Consider the following 16,486-nt stretch of genomic DNA (forward strand, 5'->3'; position numbering starts at 1 on the left):
CCCAAACTTCACTGATCTGTCTGTCCAACAGATACTTTATAATTATCAATTTGGTACTTTTAAAACATAAGCATTGATTAGTAAGGATTAATTTAATGCTTTATCATTCGGCTCAGCAAACAGTGCTTTCATTTCATCTGAAATGGTGAATTCTAGGTTGAGATTTTTTGGTGGAATTGGGGCGTTAAACCAGCGGTTAAAGGATTTTTCAGCCTCACCCGATTTCTGTGCATTCGCAATCGTGCTATCGATGAGTGCTTTAAATTGTGCATCATCTTTACGTAACATACAGCCATAAGCTTCTTCAGATTGCGGTGTGCCCACTATCTCCCAAAGTGCAGGCTTTTTGGCTTTAGCTCGTTCACCCGCAAGAAGTGCATCGTCCATCATAAAGGCAACGGCACGACCAGACTCAAGAGTACGGAAAGAGTCGCCATGATCTTTTGCGCTAATAATGCGCATGTTCATTTTCTTCTCGTCATTGAGCTTATTGAGTAACATTTCAGAGGTTGTTCCTGATGTAACAACCACATTTTTTCCTGCTAAATCAGAGAAATCTTTAACGCCCGCATCTTTTTTCGCTAGTAAACGAGTACCTACGATAAAAATAGTGTTAGAGAAAGCCGCTTGTTGTTGGCGCGCTTCATTATTGGTGGTTGAACCACACTCAAAGTCAAATGTACCATTTTGTAATAATGGAATGCGATTCTGAGAAGTGATAGGAATTAAACGAACTTCAAGATTTGGTTTACCAATTTTCTCTTTTACCGCTTCAACAATTAGGTTGGAATAGTCTTGAGAATAACCAACGACTTTTTGTTGATTGTCATAGTAAGAGAATGGAACGGAAGATTCCCTGTGACCAACGATAATAATATCGTTATCACTTATTTTTTTTAAGGTTCCAGTGAGTTCCTCTGCTTGCACAGCTCCTGCAGCCCCTAAAAACATTAATGATAATGCTAGTTTACGCATGCGCATAATAACTCCTGTCGTGGTAAATGTGATGTGGATGTATTGCTTGGTGTTTCTTTTTTGTTTTAATTTGTTTTGATAATGTTAATAGATAGAACAAATAACATACGGTTGGGAAGTGTATTTTTTGAAATACGAGAGCTATCTCCCAATAAAAGAATGAAATTAAAAAGAGTTTATTATTTTATTGGAAGTTGTTTTCATATTTTAAAATAATTGTAGTAGAAACCATACAAAACGAAAGGTTAATAAGGCGGGTAAAAAATAAATAGAAAAAGAAAAAAATAAGGATTTTGTAAAGTTTATCTTAAGGAGTTGTTTGTCTGTGGATTACCGTTAAGATAGCAAGTTAAATAATGAGGGTTCTCTATGCGTAATTGGCGCTCAGGTCGCTGGCTAGTGTTGATAACAGTACTGCTGATATTATGTTGTATCGTTCAGCGTTCTCTTGGTGCACACATAATAAGTGAGCGCCTAGCGAGTACTATTGCTCAAACACAATCTATGCCATCAACGCCAATAACTGATGATAATAGTGAAAAAACATCTTATTCACTTTCTACTTGTGATTTAAGTTCCAAATCTTTGTTATCAGTTCCTCCATTATCTATAGAACCTTTCTTCCATTCTTGGGCTGTATTACTTTTGTTGAGCATGGCTGCAATTTATGTTTCTCGTCAGCGTAGTCAGAAAAAACATCACCATCCTCCTCCTCGAATAAGACTTCACCTTCATTATTGTATTCTGAGGGATTAGCGACTTCTTTTACTAAAATATTATGCGTCTATTTTGGGGCGTAGCTGTAGCTTTAAGTGTAGCGTTAAAAGAATTTTTAGGGAGTTGCTATGTTTCGGTCTTTTGTTATGGCGTTAGTATTAACGCTATTTACTCTATCTTCATCTCAAGCTGCTGATACTGGCTGGTTAACTATGCCAGATAATGATCATGCGCAAGTGAGGGCGACGGCACAAAAGTCACCTACAGGAGATGTCAAAATATTGCTTGAAGTGCAATTAGAGTCAGGATGGAAAACCTATTGGCGTTCTCCTGGTGAGGGTGGCGTTGCACCTGAAATAAACTGGTCACAAGATATTGCTGAAATGGCGTGGCATTGGCCATCACCTTCTGCTTTTGATGTCGCTGGTATTCATACTCAAGGGTATGATAAACAGGTTGTTTTTCCTATTTCATTATCTGCGGTTAATCGTGATTCGCTTGAGGGTGTTTTAACCTTATCAACCTGTAGTAATGTCTGCCTTTTAACGGATTACCCATTAACCTTCGATTTTAATCAACCAGCGCCTGCTGATTTTGAATGGCAATATAATCAAGCAATGGCGAAGGTACCCGTTACTACGGGACTTGTTACATCGGTTTCTTCGGATTACCAAAATAGCCAATTGAATATTGCATTACAACGTGAAAACGGTAATTGGGTAACACCTAATATATATCTCGATCCCCCTGAAGGAATGCTTTATGGCATTCCTCAGATAACAAAGAACAATGAGCAATTATTTGTTTCAGTCGATGTAACCGACGATTGGGGTGATAAGGCCGGAGACATATCAGGAAAACAGCTCTCGTTTGTCGTGACCGATAACCACTTTTCTCGTCAAGTTAATAGCACGATAGGTCAGGGGGAGTTTAGTGTTACACCATCTTCATCATCAGTAGGTAGCCTGGGGTTATGGAGTATTTTGGCTTTTGCGTTATTAGGTGGCTTAATTCTTAATTTAATGCCTTGTGTTCTCCCTGTATTGGCGATGAAATTGGGTTCGGTATTACATATTGAAAAACGCGATACAGGTACAATTCGCAAACAATTCTCTCTTTCTGTTGCGGGTATTTTAGTTTCATTTTGGGCATTAGCGCTGTTTATGACCGGTTTACGCTTTAGCCAAGAAGCAATAGGGTGGGGAATTCAGTTCCAAAGCCCTTGGTTTATTGGTTTTATGGTGTTGATTACAGCAATTTTTACAGCCAATTTATTTGGGTTATTTGAGTTGCGTTTATCGAGTGATATCAATACCAAAATAGCAACCGCTGGTGGGCAAGGTAATAGTCGACATTTCTGGGAAGGCGCATTTGCCACTTTATTAGCGACACCTTGTTCTGCGCCATTTTTAGGTACTGCGGTTGCGTATGCTTTAATTGCCCCATTAAGTGAATTATGGCTAATTTTTACCGCATTAGGTGTTGGTATGAGTTTACCTTGGATATTGGTGGCTGTTTTTCCTTCAGTAGCAAAAGTATTACCAAAACCGGGCAAATGGATGAATAAATTAAGAATTATTCTTGGTTTTATGATGCTGCTTTCCTGTATTTGGTTAATTACTTTATTGATACCTCATTTTGGCATCCCTATTGTTGCAACTCTCTTTGTACTTATCGCATTGTTATTACTCATTGCTATTGCAAAGCACTATGGTAAAAAAGCATTATTAGTTTCAACCGTGATCACGCTTGTTTTAGGGGGGAGTACTTATTTATTTAGTATGCAGCCCGAAACGCAAACTTTCGCGGGTAAAGATGCCATTAATTGGCAACCATTAACAGAACATGCATTACATCAAGCGTTATCAGATAATAAGCGTGTTTTTGTTGATGTTACCGCAGATTGGTGTGTGACCTGTAAAGCGAATAAATACAATGTATTATTACGCGAAGACGTTCAAAAAGCGCTTTCTGAGCCAGATGTTGTTGCATTACGAGGTGATTGGACTAAACCTTCTGATGAGATAACACAGTTTTTAAAACAACGTGGTCAGGTCGCTGTACCCTTTAATCAAATTTATGGACCTTGTAACAAGGAGGGGGAGATCCTACCGCCTCTTTTAAATAAAGATTCGATGTTAACTATTCTTTCAGAGGCTAAAGGAGCCCAATAATGAAAAAAACACTTTCGGCACTCGTTATCACTTCGTTACTTTTCGGTGCGAATGTGCAAGCTGCCGCTTTAAATGCCGCTCAAGAGAAAGAAGTTCGTGCATTAGTGCGTGATACATTAATCAGCAATCCAGAAATTTTGGAAGAAGCGATTATGGCATTACAAACTAAAAAAGCAGATGAGCAACAAGCACAATTTCGTGATGCATTAGTCGCCGAGCACGATGCACTATATAACGATGCTGCAAGCCCTCGTATTGGTGCTAAAGATGCAAAATTAGTGTTAGTCTCATTTACTGATTATAACTGCCCTTATTGCAAGCGTTTTGACCCATTATTAGAGCAAATCACTAAACAATATCCTGATGTTGCTGTGGTAATTAAACCTCTGCCTTTCAAAGGTGAGAGTTCAGCAAAAGCATCTCAAGCCGTATTGTCTGTTTGGAAAGAAGATCCTAAAGCCTTCCTGGCACTGCATCAGCGTTTAATGCAGAAAAAAACAATGCTAGATAGCGCAAGTATTGATGATGCGATGAAAAGCACCAATACCAGCAAAATTAAGCTAACTGAAGAGAGCTTACAAGCATTACAAAATAACTTAGATCTTTCTCGTAAACTGGGTATTCAAGGCACACCTGCAACAGTTGTTGGTGATACTATTTTACCGGGTGCCGTTGATTACGCGCAGTTAGAAGTTATTGTTAAAGAACAATTGGCTAAAGTGAAAAAATAATGCTTAGTCGTTTACGAAAATGGGGTAAAGAGCTGATTGTTCTGGTCGCTATTTTCGTTTTAGTTTCTTTTGTTATGGACTGGTGGCGGCAACCTACGCCACCAGTGCTAACAGAATTATCAGCGCTTTATACTGTCGATAACAACGCGATTTCTTTAGCTGAGCTGAGTGCCGAAAAACCAGTATTAATCTATTTTTGGGCAAGCTGGTGTGGTATTTGTAAAATAACCACACCAACGGTTAACTCATTAGCACAAGACGGCTATAAGATTACATCGGTGGTTATTCGCTCAGGTGATGATGCGAAAATAGCGCGTGGTATTAAATCCAAAGAACTTGTTTTTCCTGTGATTAATGATGATAAAGGGGCAATATCTCAGCAATGGGGAGTTAGTGCAACGCCTTCCTTTATTATTATTTATAAAGGCGAAATGGTAAGTTTTACCAGTGGTTGGACATCCTCATGGGGATTAAAACTACGATTGTGGTGGGCTGGTATTTAATATTTTTTAAGGCTTCAATATTAACCTTTAAATATTGAGAAAATAATTTTTGGAATAGCCATAATACATTCGATGATCACAATGATTATATTGAACGTTACGTTTTCTCGTCTGTATTTTATTTTTTCTTCATCTGTTTCTTTTGCTGCCAATATAGCGGCATGAGCGCGAAATTCTTCAGTATTTATATGAACAGGAATAATTCTTGGTTGTATTGAAGCTTTTTTATGAGTGGGCGTTAAATAAGCTAATGTCCAACCATATTCATGGTTTTTATCACCAAAAGCATCTTGTTGGATCCACTTACCATAATAATCAGTACGAAATCCTTTATTTTCATTATCAACCGAAATTTGGTTAGCATATTGCCAATGTTTTTTACTATTTACTGGTTTATAAATAGATTGTGTTAACTCTTGAGGTGATAATAGTTCGATATTTACTTTCTCAAGTTCACTTTTTTGCTGTGAGTTTTGCTCAAGTGAAGTTTGCCAGTGCAGCGGAATAATGGTGCTATCTTCTTCTAATTCATTTATTGATTTAGGCTGTTTTGATAATACCCAGCCATATTCTTGTTGCGGTTGATTAAAATATTGTCGTTTTATCCACTTTCCTGCGGTATCTTTACGAAATCCTTTATTTTCGTTGTCAGCCGAAATAACAACGGCACGTTGCCAAATAATATCAAGAATAGGGTCAGGATAATTATTCATATTATGAGAACCTTATAACAAAAGCCTCAATATTATATTGAGGCTTTATTCTGAACTGTTATTAATTGCGGCGCTTAATAAAGGCTAACGCTAAAAAGAGTCCAACTATTATCCAAAGTGGGTAATTGCCTAAACGATAATAAGGTGTTAATCCGGTTGTTGGCGTCATTTTCTCTGCTAATGAATTTTCTTCAAATTGAGGCAGTTGAGAAATAACATCACCATTTGCGGCAATAAATGCGGTGATCCCATTATTCGTTGAGCGTAATAATGGCCGACCTAATTCTAAAGCGCGCATTCTTGCCATTTGGAAATGTTGCCAAGGGCCAATAGAATTACCAAACCATGCATCATTTGAAATTGTGAGTAAAAAGCGAGTGTCGGGCTGGAAATTAGCACGAACTTGTTCGCCTAATATAATTTCATAACAAATAGCCGCTGTAATTTTAGCGTTATTAACAGTTAACTGAGGTTGAACGTATTCACCTTGGCTAAGTGATGACATAGGTAAATTAAAGAACGGCGCTAATGGGCGTAATAACGATTCTAATGGTACATATTCACCAAAAGGAACCAGATGATGCTTGTTATATCGGTCTGTTGCCGGATATTGATAGGCAAAATGTTCACCAAGAGTGATCACGCTATTATAAAAGCGATAGCCTTCTAGTGTTGGGCGAGCATCAATAATACCCGTCATTAAATGCGTATCTTTTTCTCTTAATTGCTTATCAAGTTCAGCTAGAAATGTCTGTTGTTGAATTTCAACATCAGGAATAGCTGATTCAGGCCAAATAATAAGGTTTGCTGTACCAATATAAGGGCGACTTAGGGTGAGATAAGTGGTTAATGTTTTTTCTAGTGCGTCAGGTTGCCATTTTAAAGATTGCTCAATATTGCCTTGTATTAAAGCAATTTCTTGCACTTCTTCTGGTAGCGGTTGATACCATTGATAAGATTTAAAACTTATTGGTAATAATAGCAATATGGCAGCCGCTAATAGGCTGTAGAGTGATTTACGATAAATGGCATATGCAATTAACCCACTAATAACGGTAAGCAGCAGCGTTATCATGGTCACCCCTAAAATAGGCGCAATACCTTTTAAAGGGCCATCAATCTGACTATAACCAAATTGTAGCCACGGAAAGCCTGATAATACCCAACCTCTTAAAAACTCAGTGATTTGCCATAAGGCTGGGGCGGCAAAAGCAAAGCGCCAAAGTGTTGGGCTTGGAAATAATTTATTGAGCAATCCGGCAAAAAGTGAAGTATAAAGCGATAAATACAGTGCCAATAAAATGACTAAGAAAATATTTATCGCAAAAGGCATTCCACCAAAATTAGCGATGCTGACATAAACCCAATTGACTCCACTACCAAATAATCCAAAACCCCATGCAAAACCAAGAAAAGCACCTTGGCGAGCAGTACGCTGATTAATGATAAGAAGTAAGCCTGATAAAGAGATCAGTGCCGCAGGCCAAAAATCAAAAGGTGAAAAAGCCAGTGTACCTATTGCACCGAAAAAAACCGCCAGTAAGGCGCGAGCCCACTGGCGGTTTAAGAAAGAGATATTATTCATTTATATCCTAAGCATCGTTACCTAATTCAGGGATAGGTGCATCATCTGGAATATGCACATAAACCTGAATGATTTTACGACTATCTGCCATAACGACTTTAAATTGGTAATTATCAATGGTAATAGTTTCACCACGAGCAGGAAGATGACCAAAGGCTTGCATTACTAAGCCACCAATGGTGTCAACTTCATCATCGCTAAAGTGGGTCCCAAAAGCGTCATTAAAATCTTCTATTTGGGTTAAAGCACGAACTGAGTAAGCGTGACGACTTAATGGACGAATATCGATATCGTCTTCATCATCATACTCATCTTCAATTTCGCCCACGATAAGCTCAAGAATATCTTCAATCGTTACCAGACCCGAAACACCACCAAATTCATCAATCACTATCGCCATATGATAGCGTTGGGAGCGGAATTCTTTTAATAGGCGGTCTACGCGTTTACTTTCAGGTACAACAACCGCAGAGCGTAGAACTTTATCCATACTAAATGGCTCTGCACTACTGCGCATAAATGGCAATAAATCTTTTGCCATCAATAAGCCTTCAATATGGTCTTTGTCCTCGCTTATGACTGGAAAGCGGGAATGCGCTGAATCAATAATGACATCTAAGCATTCATCAAGTGTTTGATTGCGTTTTAGCGTCACAATTTGAGAGCGAGGGATCATAATATCCCGAACACGCTGTTCAGCGATATCCATTACCCCTTCAAGCATGTCGCGGGTATCAGGATCAATTAATTCTTTCTGTTCAGAATCGCGGATAAGCTCCATCAGGTCATCACGGTTTTTAGGTTCACCGTGGAACAGCTGATTAAGCAGTGTGAGAAACCCTCTTTTAGGACCAGGGTTATCGTTACTCGAAGATTGGTCGTCGCTCATGGCGTTTTAACTATTTTTCCTCATTGAATGGTTTATTAGATATTATTTATCATAAAAATAAGAGAACTGTTACTCTTTTTCTATTAAATAGGGATCTTCATAACCTAAATTTTGTAAGATTTCTGTCTCTAAACCTTCCATTTCTTCGGCTTCGTCGTCTTCAATATGATCATAGCCTAAAAGATGAAGACATCCATGAATAACCATGTGTGCCCAATGTTCTTCAACAGTTTTATTCTGTTCAACGGCTTCTTTTTCGACAACTTGACGACAAATAATCAAGTCACCAAGTAACGGTAGTTCAATTTCAGGTGGCGCTTCAAAAGGAAAAGAAAGCACATTGGTTGGTCGGTCTTTTCCGCGATAAGTCAGGTTAAGCTCGTGGCTTTCTGCCTCATCGACAATACGAATAGTGACTTCACTAACAGGTTGAAATTGTGGTAATACAGCTTCTAACCATTTCATAAATTGGGCTTCATCAGGAAGCCCTTGCGTATTTTCAGTCGCAATTTGTAAATCAAGGATAACTTCACTCATGATGTTCTCTCTGAAGCTTCTCTTTCTCTGCTTTGATAGCTTGACGGCGTTTTTGATCTTCCGTTTCCCAAGCTTCATAGGCGATAACTATTTTGGCAACGACAGGGTGGCGAACCACATCTTCACTATGGAAGAAGTTAAAACTCAGATCGTTAACGTCAGACAACACCTCAATAGCATGGCGTAAACCTGATTTATTGCCTCTTGGTAGGTCAATCTGAGTAATATCCCCTGTGACTACTGCTTTAGAGTTAAAGCCGATTCGAGTCAAAAACATTTTCATCTGTTCGATAGTGGTGTTTTGGCTCTCGTCGAGAATAATAAAGGCATCGTTAAGGGTACGCCCTCGCATATAAGCAAGAGGGGCGACTTCAATAACATTGCGTTCTATTAGTTTCTCAACTTTTTCAAAACCTAACATCTCAAATAACGCATCATAAAGTGGTCGCAAATAAGGATCGACTTTCTGACTGAGGTCTCCTGGTAAAAAACCGAGCTTTTCGCCAGCTTCAACTGCCGGACGCGTTAGTAAAATGCGGCGTACTTCTTGACGTTCAAGCGCATCAACAGCGGCAGCAACAGCCAGATAAGTTTTCCCTGTACCCGCAGGCCCAATACCAAACGTAATATCATGAGTCTGAATATTTGCGATATATTGCGCTTGATTTGGTGTGCGTGGTTTGATCACGCCCCGTTTTGTCCGAATATTGGTCGATTTTCCAAATTCGGGTACGTGTTCATCACTTTGCTCAAGCACTCGGCTTTCGGTAATAGCAAGATGAATTTGCTCAGGGTCGATATCGGGGATCACGCCTTTAATTGGCGAGGTTTCCACATACAGGTGACGTAAAATACTTGCAGCCGCAGTCACACATAATGATTTGCCGGTTAATTTAAAGCGGTTATCACGATGATTAATCTCGATACCTAAACGGCGTTCAAGTTGTTTAATATTATCGTCAAATGGGCCACATAGGCTCATTAAACGGGCATTATCTGCTGGCTCTAAGAAAATTTCTTGGGTCGCTACTTGTGTATGCGCTATTACTGTCACTGATTATCCTTTTGTTAAGTCTAATAAATTAAGGGTGGTAAACACCTACACCTAATTCATCTTCTTTACGAGTACGAGCAATTACAGATTCAGGTGATTCATGGGAACGTAAATCCATTTGATCTTCTGTTCTGATAACTTTACCGCGCAATGAGTTGGCATAAACGTCAACAATTTCAACATCAACAAATTTACCAATCATATCTGGCGTACCTTCAAAGTTAACCACTCGGTTAGTTTCAGTACGACCTGAAAGCTCCATAACACTTTTACGAGAAGGGCCTTCAACGAGGATACGTTGTACTGTATTAATCATGGCACGGCTAAAGCTCATTGCTTGTTGATTAATGCGTTGCTGGAGTAAATATAAGCGCTGTTTTTTCTCATCTTCGCTGACATCGTCAGGCAAATCAGCTGCTGGTGTACCAGGACGAGCTGAGTAGATGAAACTAAAGCTCATATCGAAATTAACGTCTGCAATTAATTGCATTGTTTTTTCAAAGTCTTCTTGTGTTTCACCCGGGAAACCAATGATAAAATCAGAACTTATCAGAATACCAGGGCGTGCTTTACGTAATTTGCGAATGATGCTCTTATATTCAAGTGCGGTATGATTACGCTTCATCAATGTTAAAATACGATCTGAACCACTTTGTACAGGTAAATGTAAATAGCTAACTAGCTCTGGTGTATCTTCATAAACAGCAACGATATCGTCTGTAAATTCAATAGGATGGCTGGTGGTAAAACGAACACGATCAATACCATCTATCGCAGCAACTAAGCGAATTAATTCCGCAAAGCTGCAAATTTGGCCATCAAAGGTGGCACCGCGATAAGCATTGACGTTTTGACCTAATAAGTTAACTTCACGGACACCTTGTGCGGCAAGTTGTGCAATTTCAAACAGCACATCATCACAAGGGCGGCTAACTTCTTCGCCTCGTGTATAAGGTACTACACAGAATGAGCAATATTTATTACAGCCTTCCATTATTGAAACAAAAGCAGAAGGGCCATCAGCGCGAGGTTCTGGTAAACGGTCAAACTTTTCAATTTCAGGGAAGCTGATATCAACGACAGGACTTTTTGTCCCTTTAACCTGATTAATCATTTCGGGTAGACGGTGTAGTGTTTGTGGCCCGAAGATAATATCGACACACTGCGCGCGTTGACGGATGTATTCGCCTTCTTGAGAAGCAACACAACCACCAACACCAATAATAATATCAGGTTTATTATCTTTAAAATATTTCCAACGTCCTAGCTGATGAAAGACTTTTTCTTGTGCTTTCTCACGGATAGAACAGGTATTTAGCAGTAGAATGTCCGCATCTTCGGCGACATCGGTTAACTGATAACCGTGAGTGCTTTCGAGTAGGTCTGCCATTTTGGATGAATCGTACTCATTCATCTGACAGCCCCAAGTTTTAATGTACAGTTTTTTTATCGTCGACATTGTGTAAATCCGGTATTTTCAGTGAGACAATTGACCATCACTGGAAAACGTTGCGTGTAATAAGCCAATAAGACGGTTATTGTAGTCATTTGTGTGGTCAGTGACTAGAGTAAGTTCGGCGCTAATTCTTTATGGCGTTTAGTTTTATATAATTTATATAAGCAGAAACAGCGCTTACCTATTATTTAAAGTAATGAGTTATGGCATAACAATGATGAGTAATGTAAAAAACGATTTTGATGTAATCATCGCGGGTGGCGGAATGATTGGCGCTGCCGTTGCAATAGGGCTTGCGCAAGAAGGGTTGCGAGTTGCAATGATAGAGCGGCAATCTCCAGCACCTTTTGATGCGTCATCTCATCCTGATATCCGTATTTCTGCGATTAGTTGTGCGTCAGTTAGTTTATTAAAACAGCTAGGAGCATGGCAACATGTTTTAGCGATGCGCTCTGCGCCTTACTTAACACTTGAAACATGGGAAGAAGAAAATACCCATGTTATTTTCGATGCTAAAAGCCTTGGCTTACCTGAATTAGGCTATATGGTTGAAAACCGCATTTTACAACTTGCATTATGGCAAGAGGCGCAACGTTATAGCAATATCACCATGTTATGTCCCAATAGTCTAAGTAAAATGAATTACTTAGATGATAAATGGAAAGTAACGTTATCCGATGGCTCTGATGTTACCACAAAATTAGTGGTAGGTGCTGATGGTGCTAATTCACAAGTTCGCCAATTTGCAGGCATTGGCAGCAATGGCTGGCAATATCGTCAATCTTGTATGCTTATTACAGTAAAAACAGAGTTACCACCTGAAAAAGGCACATGGCAGCGGTTTTATCCTTCAGGCCCTCGAGCTTATTTGCCGCTATTTGATCATTGGGCATGTTTGGTTTGGTATGATTCGCCAGAAAAGATCAGAAAACTGCAAAGTCTGTCAATGGAGCAGCTAGAAAAAGAGATCCAGCATGCTTTTCCTGAACGTTTAGGTAAAGCGACTCCTATTGCAGCTGGTTCATTTCCATTAACTCGCCAACATGCGAGCCGCTATGTTGATAAAGGAATTATTCTATTGGGCGATGCCGCTCATACGATTAATCCATTAGCAGGGCAGGGAGTGAATTTAGGTTATCGCGATGTAGATTGTTTTCTTGAATTAGTCGCCAATGCGAAAAAACATTACGAACCGTGGGATTCAATGGTATTACTGAAAAAATTTCAGCGTAAACGTATGCCAGATAATTTAGTGATGCAGGCTGGAATGGATGTGTTTTATCACGCATTTAGCCATCAATTACCAGGATTAAAATTAGCTAGAAATCTGGGATTATTAGCTGCACAACATGCGGGAAAAGCGAAAGAAGCGGCACTTCGCTATGCTTTAGGGCTTTAATTGTACCGTTAAAGTACATCTTAAACATGCGATGATCTTATTTAGAAAGATCATCGCATCGATATTTATTTTTTCTATGTTCTGTATTTCTATAATTAAATCAACAATTTAAGTATTTTGCATGAAATGCAATATGCTCACCAATAAAACTCGTCACAAAATAGTAGCTGTGATCGTAACCTTGATGTCGTTTCAAACTATAAACAAACTGTTTTTCATCACAAACTTTAGCAAACAATTCTGGTTTTAGTTGTTCTTGATAAAAAGGATCGTCAAGGCCTATATCAATGCGCATTGGTAATGGATTTGTTGCTTTATTCAGTAACTCTATTGTGTCGTACTGTTGCCATAGTGCGGTATCTTCCCCTAAATAAGCATTGAAGGCTTTTTTACCCCAAGGGACTTGTGAAGGTGCCACAATAGGTGAAAATGCCGACACACTGCAATAGCGCTCGGTATTTCGCAGTGCAATCATTAATGCACCATGCCCTCCCATCGAATGTCCACTAATAGCACGCTTATTGGTAACGGGAAAATGTGCTTCAATCAATTCAGGTAATTCATTCACAATGTAGTCATACATTTTGTAATGCGTATCCCAAGGCGCTTTTAGGGCATTAAGATAAAAACCAGCACCTTGACCTAAATCGTAGGCTTCATCATTAGCAACATGTTCACCGCGGGGACTTGTATCAGAAACAACTAACACAATGCCATGTTGCGCCGCAAATTGTTGGGCACCCGCTTTAGTTATAAAATTTTGTTCATTACAAGTTAAGCCAGATAGCCAATATAAAACAGGGTATTTTTGTCCATCTTTCATTGGCGGAAGATATACCGCAAATTTCATCTCACAATTTAACGTGTTTGAGTTATGTTGGTAGACCTCTTGCCAACCACCAAAACAAGCATGACGTTCAATCCTTTCCATTTTAACTCCTTAAAAGCAAAGACAGATCCGTTAGGTAAGCAGCTGATCTGTGAATGATTAATCGAAATGAATAACAGTGCGGATTGATTTACCTTCATGCATTAAATCAAAGGCTTCATTAATTTTTTCTAATGGTAATGTATGAGTAACAAAAGGTTTTAGTTCAATTTCACCCTTCATTGCATCTTCAACCATGCCTGGTAATTGACTGCGGCCTTTAACGCCACCAAACGCAGTACCTTTCCATGAACGACCCGTAACTAATTGGAATGGGCGTGTTGAGATCTCTTGACCTGCACCCGCTACACCAATAATGATTGATTGACCCCAACCACGGTGCGCACTTTCTAAAGCTGCTCTCATCACATTGACATTGCCAATACATTCAAAAGTATGATCAACACCCCATTGTGTCATTTCAACAATGACTTCTTGAATAGGTTTATCGTAATCATTAGGGTTTAAACAATCTGTTGCACCGAATTGACGAGCTAGTGTGAATTTTTCAGGATTCGTATCAATAGCAAAAATGCGACCTGCTTTGGCTTGGCGTGCGCCTTGAATAACAGCAAGGCCAATACCACCTAAACCAAAGACGGCAACAGAATCACCCACTTGTACTTTTGCTGTGTTATGAACTGCACCAATGCCTGTTGTAACCCCACAACCTAATAAACATACTTCTTCGTGATTGGCCTCTGGGTTAATTTTAGCAAGAGAGACTTCTGCAACAACGGTGTATTCGCTAAAGGTAGAACATCCCATATAGTGATAAATAGGTTGTCCATTATAAGAAAATCGAGTTGTGCCATCCGGCATTAAGCCTTTACCTTGCGTTGCTCGTACAGCTACACAAAGATTGGTTTTACCTGATTTACAAAATAAGCACTCGCCGCATTCAGCGGTATACAGTGGAATAACGTGATCACCAGGTTTTACGCTGGTAACACCTTCACCGACTTCAACGACGACGCCAGCACCTTCATGACCTAAAATGGCCGGAAATACACCTTCAGGATCATCTCCTGATAGCGTAAAGGCATCTGTATGACAAACCCCCGAGTGACTGACTTTAACCAGTACTTCACCCGCTTTAGGTGGCATAACATCGACTTCGACAATCTTTAAAGGTTCTCCTGGTCCAAATGCGACCGCAGCACGAGATTTCATGTTGTATCCTTTTAGTTATTAACGCAGGTAAGTGCGGATAAGTGATATGGCATCATCCACAGAGTTTTTTTGGTCTTCAGGAGAAGCGACGGCATCCATTAACCCCTCTCGTAGATGACTTTCAAGCACACCCGCCATCAGGCCATTAATAGCGCCTCGAATTGCAGCGATTTGTTGTAATACCTGACTACATTCATTTTCATTTTCAAGTGCAGTTTCTAAGGCTAGAAGCTGTCCTTTGATTTTTCTGACGCGAGTTAACGCGGCTTTTTTTTCTGCTGGTGAGTGCGGCATATATAATCCTTTTTTATACTATAGGGGAGTATAGTATCTGTATGAATATATGTACAGAAAGATCAAAAAAAGCATAAAAAGAACTTAGACAATTAAAATTAGATAGAGGTATTGATGATAAAAAATATCAAAAAGTAAGAGAAGAAAGAGATAGTGTTAAGAATATTGTTAAACATCAAACGATAAAGTGACAAAAACAAAAAAGACCCGCTATTGCGAGTCTTATTTGTTGATTGTGTGATTAACACTATGTTGCGCTAAACACTTGATAATCAATGGTGCGGAAGGCGAGACTTGAACTCGCACACCTTGCGGCGCCAGAACCTAAATCTGGTGCGTCTACCAATTTCGCCACTCCCGCATACAACTTGGAGAAAAAAAGACTCGCTCAGCGAGTCTCTCTTTCAAATATGGCTGGGATACCAGGATTCGAACCTGGGAATGCCAGGATCAAAACCTGGTGCCTTACCGCTTGGCGATATCCCAAAAATGGTGGCTATGACGGGATTCGAACCTGTGACCCCAACATTATGAGTGTTGTGCTCTAACCAGCTGAGCTACATAGCCAATAGGAGAATTTTACCTCTCACTATTATTGAATTCAGCAGAATATGGCTGGGATACCAGGATTCGAACCTGGGAATGCCAGGATCAAAACCTGGTGCCTTACCGCTTGGCGATATCCCATCCGCTAATTCAGTTGTCAACACGTGATTGATTTTATCAGTAATATGGCTGGGATACCAGGATTCGAACCTGGGAATGCCAGGATCAAAACCTGGTGCCTTACCGCTTGGCGATATCCCAACTGATAAAATCTGACGATGGTTAAAATGGTGCGGGAGGCGAGACTTGAACTCGCACACCTTGCGGCGCCAGAACCTAAATCTGGTGCGTCTACCAATTTCGCCACTCCCGCAAAAAAGATGGTGGCTACGACGGGATTCGAACCTGTGACCCCAACATTATGAGTGTTGTGCTCTAACCAGCTGAGCTACGTAGCCATCTTTTTTTGCATAACCTTCGTCGGCGTTGCGGGGCGCATTATGCGTATTACAGACAATTCCGTCAACTGCTTTTTGCATTAATTTTCAAGAAACGTGTTCGTTTGCTCGATGGTTAATCATTTTGTCGAAAAAAGATCCAAAAAACAACCTTGCTGATGAAAAATATAATAAAAAAATACGGTGAGAGGAATTTAATAAAAAGAAAAAACAAAGGAATAAGAGAAACGGCCAGTATTAATATGGCGTAAGAAAGCGATGAAATGGCTAAATAAAAAAAGCGCAGTAAAAATAGCTGCGCTTATTTATTATATTCTGTAGTTACTTGCTGAATTTTAAAACGATTTTAACTCT

Annotated in this window: 15 protein-coding genes and 7 tRNA genes; 5 read left to right on the forward strand and 17 right to left on the reverse strand. The window is 39.6% G+C overall.

Annotation, left to right across the window (positions count from 1 at the left end):
• Positions 1 to 87 precede the first annotated feature (87 nt).
• A complete protein-coding gene (locus tag PH4a_RS11935; protein WP_064719307.1) occupies positions 88 to 981 on the reverse strand; it encodes an amino acid ABC transporter substrate-binding protein in 894 nt (297 codons plus the stop codon).
• Positions 982 to 1,344: 363 nt separating this feature from the next.
• On the opposite strand from PH4a_RS11935, the gene PH4a_RS11940 reads away from it, so the two are divergent.
• The 4 genes from PH4a_RS11940 (at position 1,345) to PH4a_RS11955 (ending at position 5,100) form a co-directional block, all read left to right on the forward strand.
• Positions 1,345 to 1,731 (forward strand): metal resistance protein, encoded by a 387-nt coding sequence (locus PH4a_RS11940; RefSeq protein WP_129039997.1) that lies wholly within the window; start codon positions 1,345 to 1,347, stop codon positions 1,729 to 1,731.
• An 89-nt stretch (positions 1,732 to 1,820) separates the two neighbouring features.
• A complete protein-coding gene (locus PH4a_RS11945; protein ID WP_129039999.1) occupies positions 1,821 to 3,866 on the forward strand; it encodes a protein-disulfide reductase DsbD family protein in 2,046 nt (681 codons plus the stop codon).
• Positions 3,866 to 4,597, forward strand: coding sequence for a DsbA family protein (locus PH4a_RS11950; RefSeq protein WP_064719310.1), 732 nt, complete (start codon positions 3,866 to 3,868; stop codon positions 4,595 to 4,597). The genes PH4a_RS11945 and PH4a_RS11950 overlap by 1 nt, the downstream gene beginning before the upstream one ends.
• The gene (locus PH4a_RS11955) at positions 4,597 to 5,100 is read left to right on the forward strand and encodes a protein disulfide oxidoreductase (protein WP_129040001.1); all 504 of its coding nucleotides are present in this window, start codon (positions 4,597 to 4,599) and stop codon (positions 5,098 to 5,100) included. The genes PH4a_RS11950 and PH4a_RS11955 overlap by 1 nt, the downstream gene beginning before the upstream one ends.
• Before the next feature lie 20 nt (positions 5,101 to 5,120).
• Here PH4a_RS11955 and PH4a_RS11960 read toward each other — a convergent pair whose 3' ends face one another.
• From PH4a_RS11960 to miaB, 6 genes are all read right to left on the reverse strand, one after another.
• Entirely contained in the window at positions 5,121 to 5,813 is a 693-nt protein-coding gene (locus tag PH4a_RS11960; RefSeq protein ID WP_129040003.1) for a hypothetical protein, read from the reverse strand.
• Positions 5,814 to 5,874: 61 nt separating this feature from the next.
• Positions 5,875 to 7,398 (reverse strand): apolipoprotein N-acyltransferase, encoded by a 1,524-nt coding sequence (lnt, locus tag PH4a_RS11965; RefSeq protein WP_129040005.1) that lies wholly within the window; start codon positions 7,396 to 7,398, stop codon positions 5,875 to 5,877.
• Positions 7,399 to 7,405: 7 nt separating this feature from the next.
• Entirely contained in the window at positions 7,406 to 8,287 is an 882-nt protein-coding gene (corC, locus tag PH4a_RS11970; protein ID WP_064719314.1) for a CNNM family magnesium/cobalt transport protein CorC, read from the reverse strand.
• A 69-nt stretch (positions 8,288 to 8,356) separates the two neighbouring features.
• The gene (ybeY, locus tag PH4a_RS11975; RefSeq protein WP_129040007.1) at positions 8,357 to 8,824 is read right to left on the reverse strand and encodes an rRNA maturation RNase YbeY; all 468 of its coding nucleotides are present in this window, start codon (positions 8,822 to 8,824) and stop codon (positions 8,357 to 8,359) included.
• Entirely contained in the window at positions 8,817 to 9,878 is a 1,062-nt protein-coding gene (locus PH4a_RS11980; RefSeq protein ID WP_129040009.1) for a PhoH family protein, read from the reverse strand. Before PH4a_RS11980 ends, ybeY begins: the two co-directional genes overlap by 8 nt.
• A gap of 28 nt (positions 9,879 to 9,906) precedes the next feature.
• Entirely contained in the window at positions 9,907 to 11,337 is a 1,431-nt protein-coding gene (miaB, locus tag PH4a_RS11985; RefSeq protein WP_064719317.1) for a tRNA (N6-isopentenyl adenosine(37)-C2)-methylthiotransferase MiaB, read from the reverse strand.
• Between the two features lie 211 nt (positions 11,338 to 11,548).
• Between miaB and ubiF the strand changes: the two genes are divergently transcribed.
• Positions 11,549 to 12,733: a 3-demethoxyubiquinol 3-hydroxylase gene (gene ubiF / locus PH4a_RS11990; protein ID WP_129040011.1), complete on the forward strand. Its 1,185-nt coding sequence runs from the start codon at positions 11,549 to 11,551 to the stop codon at positions 12,731 to 12,733.
• Positions 12,734 to 12,833: 100 nt separating this feature from the next.
• On the opposite strand, the gene fghA is transcribed toward ubiF, so the two are convergent.
• From fghA to PH4a_RS12040, 10 genes are all read right to left on the reverse strand, one after another.
• Complete coding sequence (fghA, locus tag PH4a_RS11995; protein ID WP_129040013.1) at positions 12,834 to 13,664, reverse strand: S-formylglutathione hydrolase; 831 nt, start codon at positions 13,662 to 13,664, stop codon at positions 12,834 to 12,836.
• A 57-nt stretch (positions 13,665 to 13,721) separates the two neighbouring features.
• Positions 13,722 to 14,834 (reverse strand): S-(hydroxymethyl)glutathione dehydrogenase/class III alcohol dehydrogenase, encoded by a 1,113-nt coding sequence (locus PH4a_RS12000; RefSeq protein WP_129040015.1) that lies wholly within the window; start codon positions 14,832 to 14,834, stop codon positions 13,722 to 13,724.
• 18 nt (positions 14,835 to 14,852) lie between these two features.
• On the reverse strand, positions 14,853 to 15,128 hold the full coding sequence (locus PH4a_RS12005) for a metal/formaldehyde-sensitive transcriptional repressor (protein ID WP_006537705.1): 276 nt from the start codon (positions 15,126 to 15,128) through the stop codon (positions 14,853 to 14,855).
• A gap of 276 nt (positions 15,129 to 15,404) precedes the next feature.
• Positions 15,405 to 15,489, reverse strand: a tRNA-Leu gene (locus tag PH4a_RS12010).
• A gap of 50 nt (positions 15,490 to 15,539) precedes the next feature.
• Positions 15,540 to 15,614 (reverse strand) — tRNA-Gln (locus PH4a_RS12015).
• 4 nt (positions 15,615 to 15,618) lie between these two features.
• Positions 15,619 to 15,695, reverse strand: a tRNA-Met gene (locus PH4a_RS12020).
• A gap of 45 nt (positions 15,696 to 15,740) precedes the next feature.
• Positions 15,741 to 15,815, reverse strand: a tRNA-Gln gene (locus tag PH4a_RS12025).
• Positions 15,816 to 15,860: 45 nt separating this feature from the next.
• Positions 15,861 to 15,935: transfer RNA gene (locus tag PH4a_RS12030), tRNA-Gln, on the reverse strand.
• Between the two features lie 27 nt (positions 15,936 to 15,962).
• Positions 15,963 to 16,047, reverse strand: a tRNA-Leu gene (locus PH4a_RS12035).
• Between the two features lie 8 nt (positions 16,048 to 16,055).
• A tRNA-Met gene (locus tag PH4a_RS12040) sits at positions 16,056 to 16,132 on the reverse strand.
• Positions 16,133 to 16,486: the final 354 nt, after the last annotated feature.

The organism is Proteus hauseri (assembly GCF_004116975.1).
In the GTDB taxonomy this organism is placed as follows: Bacteria; Pseudomonadota; Gammaproteobacteria; order Enterobacterales; family Enterobacteriaceae; genus Proteus; species Proteus hauseri.

What these genes read in the sequence shown, in the direction of transcription:
- PH4a_RS11935 (WP_064719307.1), bottom strand. Translation starts at nt 981, where the DNA reads ATGCGCATGCGTAAACTAGCATTATCATTAATGTTTTTAGGGGCTGCA.
- PH4a_RS11940 (WP_129039997.1), top strand. Translation starts at nt 1,345, where the DNA reads ATGCGTAATTGGCGCTCAGGTCGCTGGCTAGTGTTGATAACAGTACTG.
- PH4a_RS11945 (WP_129039999.1), top strand. Translation starts at nt 1,821, where the DNA reads ATGTTTCGGTCTTTTGTTATGGCGTTAGTATTAACGCTATTTACTCTA.
- PH4a_RS11950 (WP_064719310.1), top strand. Translation starts at nt 3,866, where the DNA reads ATGAAAAAAACACTTTCGGCACTCGTTATCACTTCGTTACTTTTCGGT.
- PH4a_RS11955 (WP_129040001.1), top strand. Translation starts at nt 4,597, where the DNA reads ATGCTTAGTCGTTTACGAAAATGGGGTAAAGAGCTGATTGTTCTGGTC.
- PH4a_RS11960 (WP_129040003.1), bottom strand. Translation starts at nt 5,813, where the DNA reads ATGAATAATTATCCTGACCCTATTCTTGATATTATTTGGCAACGTGCC.
- lnt (WP_129040005.1), bottom strand. Translation starts at nt 7,398, where the DNA reads ATGAATAATATCTCTTTCTTAAACCGCCAGTGGGCTCGCGCCTTACTG.
- corC (WP_064719314.1), bottom strand. Translation starts at nt 8,287, where the DNA reads ATGAGCGACGACCAATCTTCGAGTAACGATAACCCTGGTCCTAAAAGA.
- ybeY (WP_129040007.1), bottom strand. Translation starts at nt 8,824, where the DNA reads ATGAGTGAAGTTATCCTTGATTTACAAATTGCGACTGAAAATACGCAA.
- miaB (WP_064719317.1), bottom strand. Translation starts at nt 11,337, where the DNA reads ATGTCGACGATAAAAAAACTGTACATTAAAACTTGGGGCTGTCAGATG.
- ubiF (WP_129040011.1), top strand. Translation starts at nt 11,549, where the DNA reads ATGATGAGTAATGTAAAAAACGATTTTGATGTAATCATCGCGGGTGGC.
- fghA (WP_129040013.1), bottom strand. Translation starts at nt 13,664, where the DNA reads ATGGAAAGGATTGAACGTCATGCTTGTTTTGGTGGTTGGCAAGAGGTC.
- PH4a_RS12000 (WP_129040015.1), bottom strand. Translation starts at nt 14,834, where the DNA reads ATGAAATCTCGTGCTGCGGTCGCATTTGGACCAGGAGAACCTTTAAAG.
- PH4a_RS12005 (WP_006537705.1), bottom strand. Translation starts at nt 15,128, where the DNA reads ATGCCGCACTCACCAGCAGAAAAAAAAGCCGCGTTAACTCGCGTCAGA.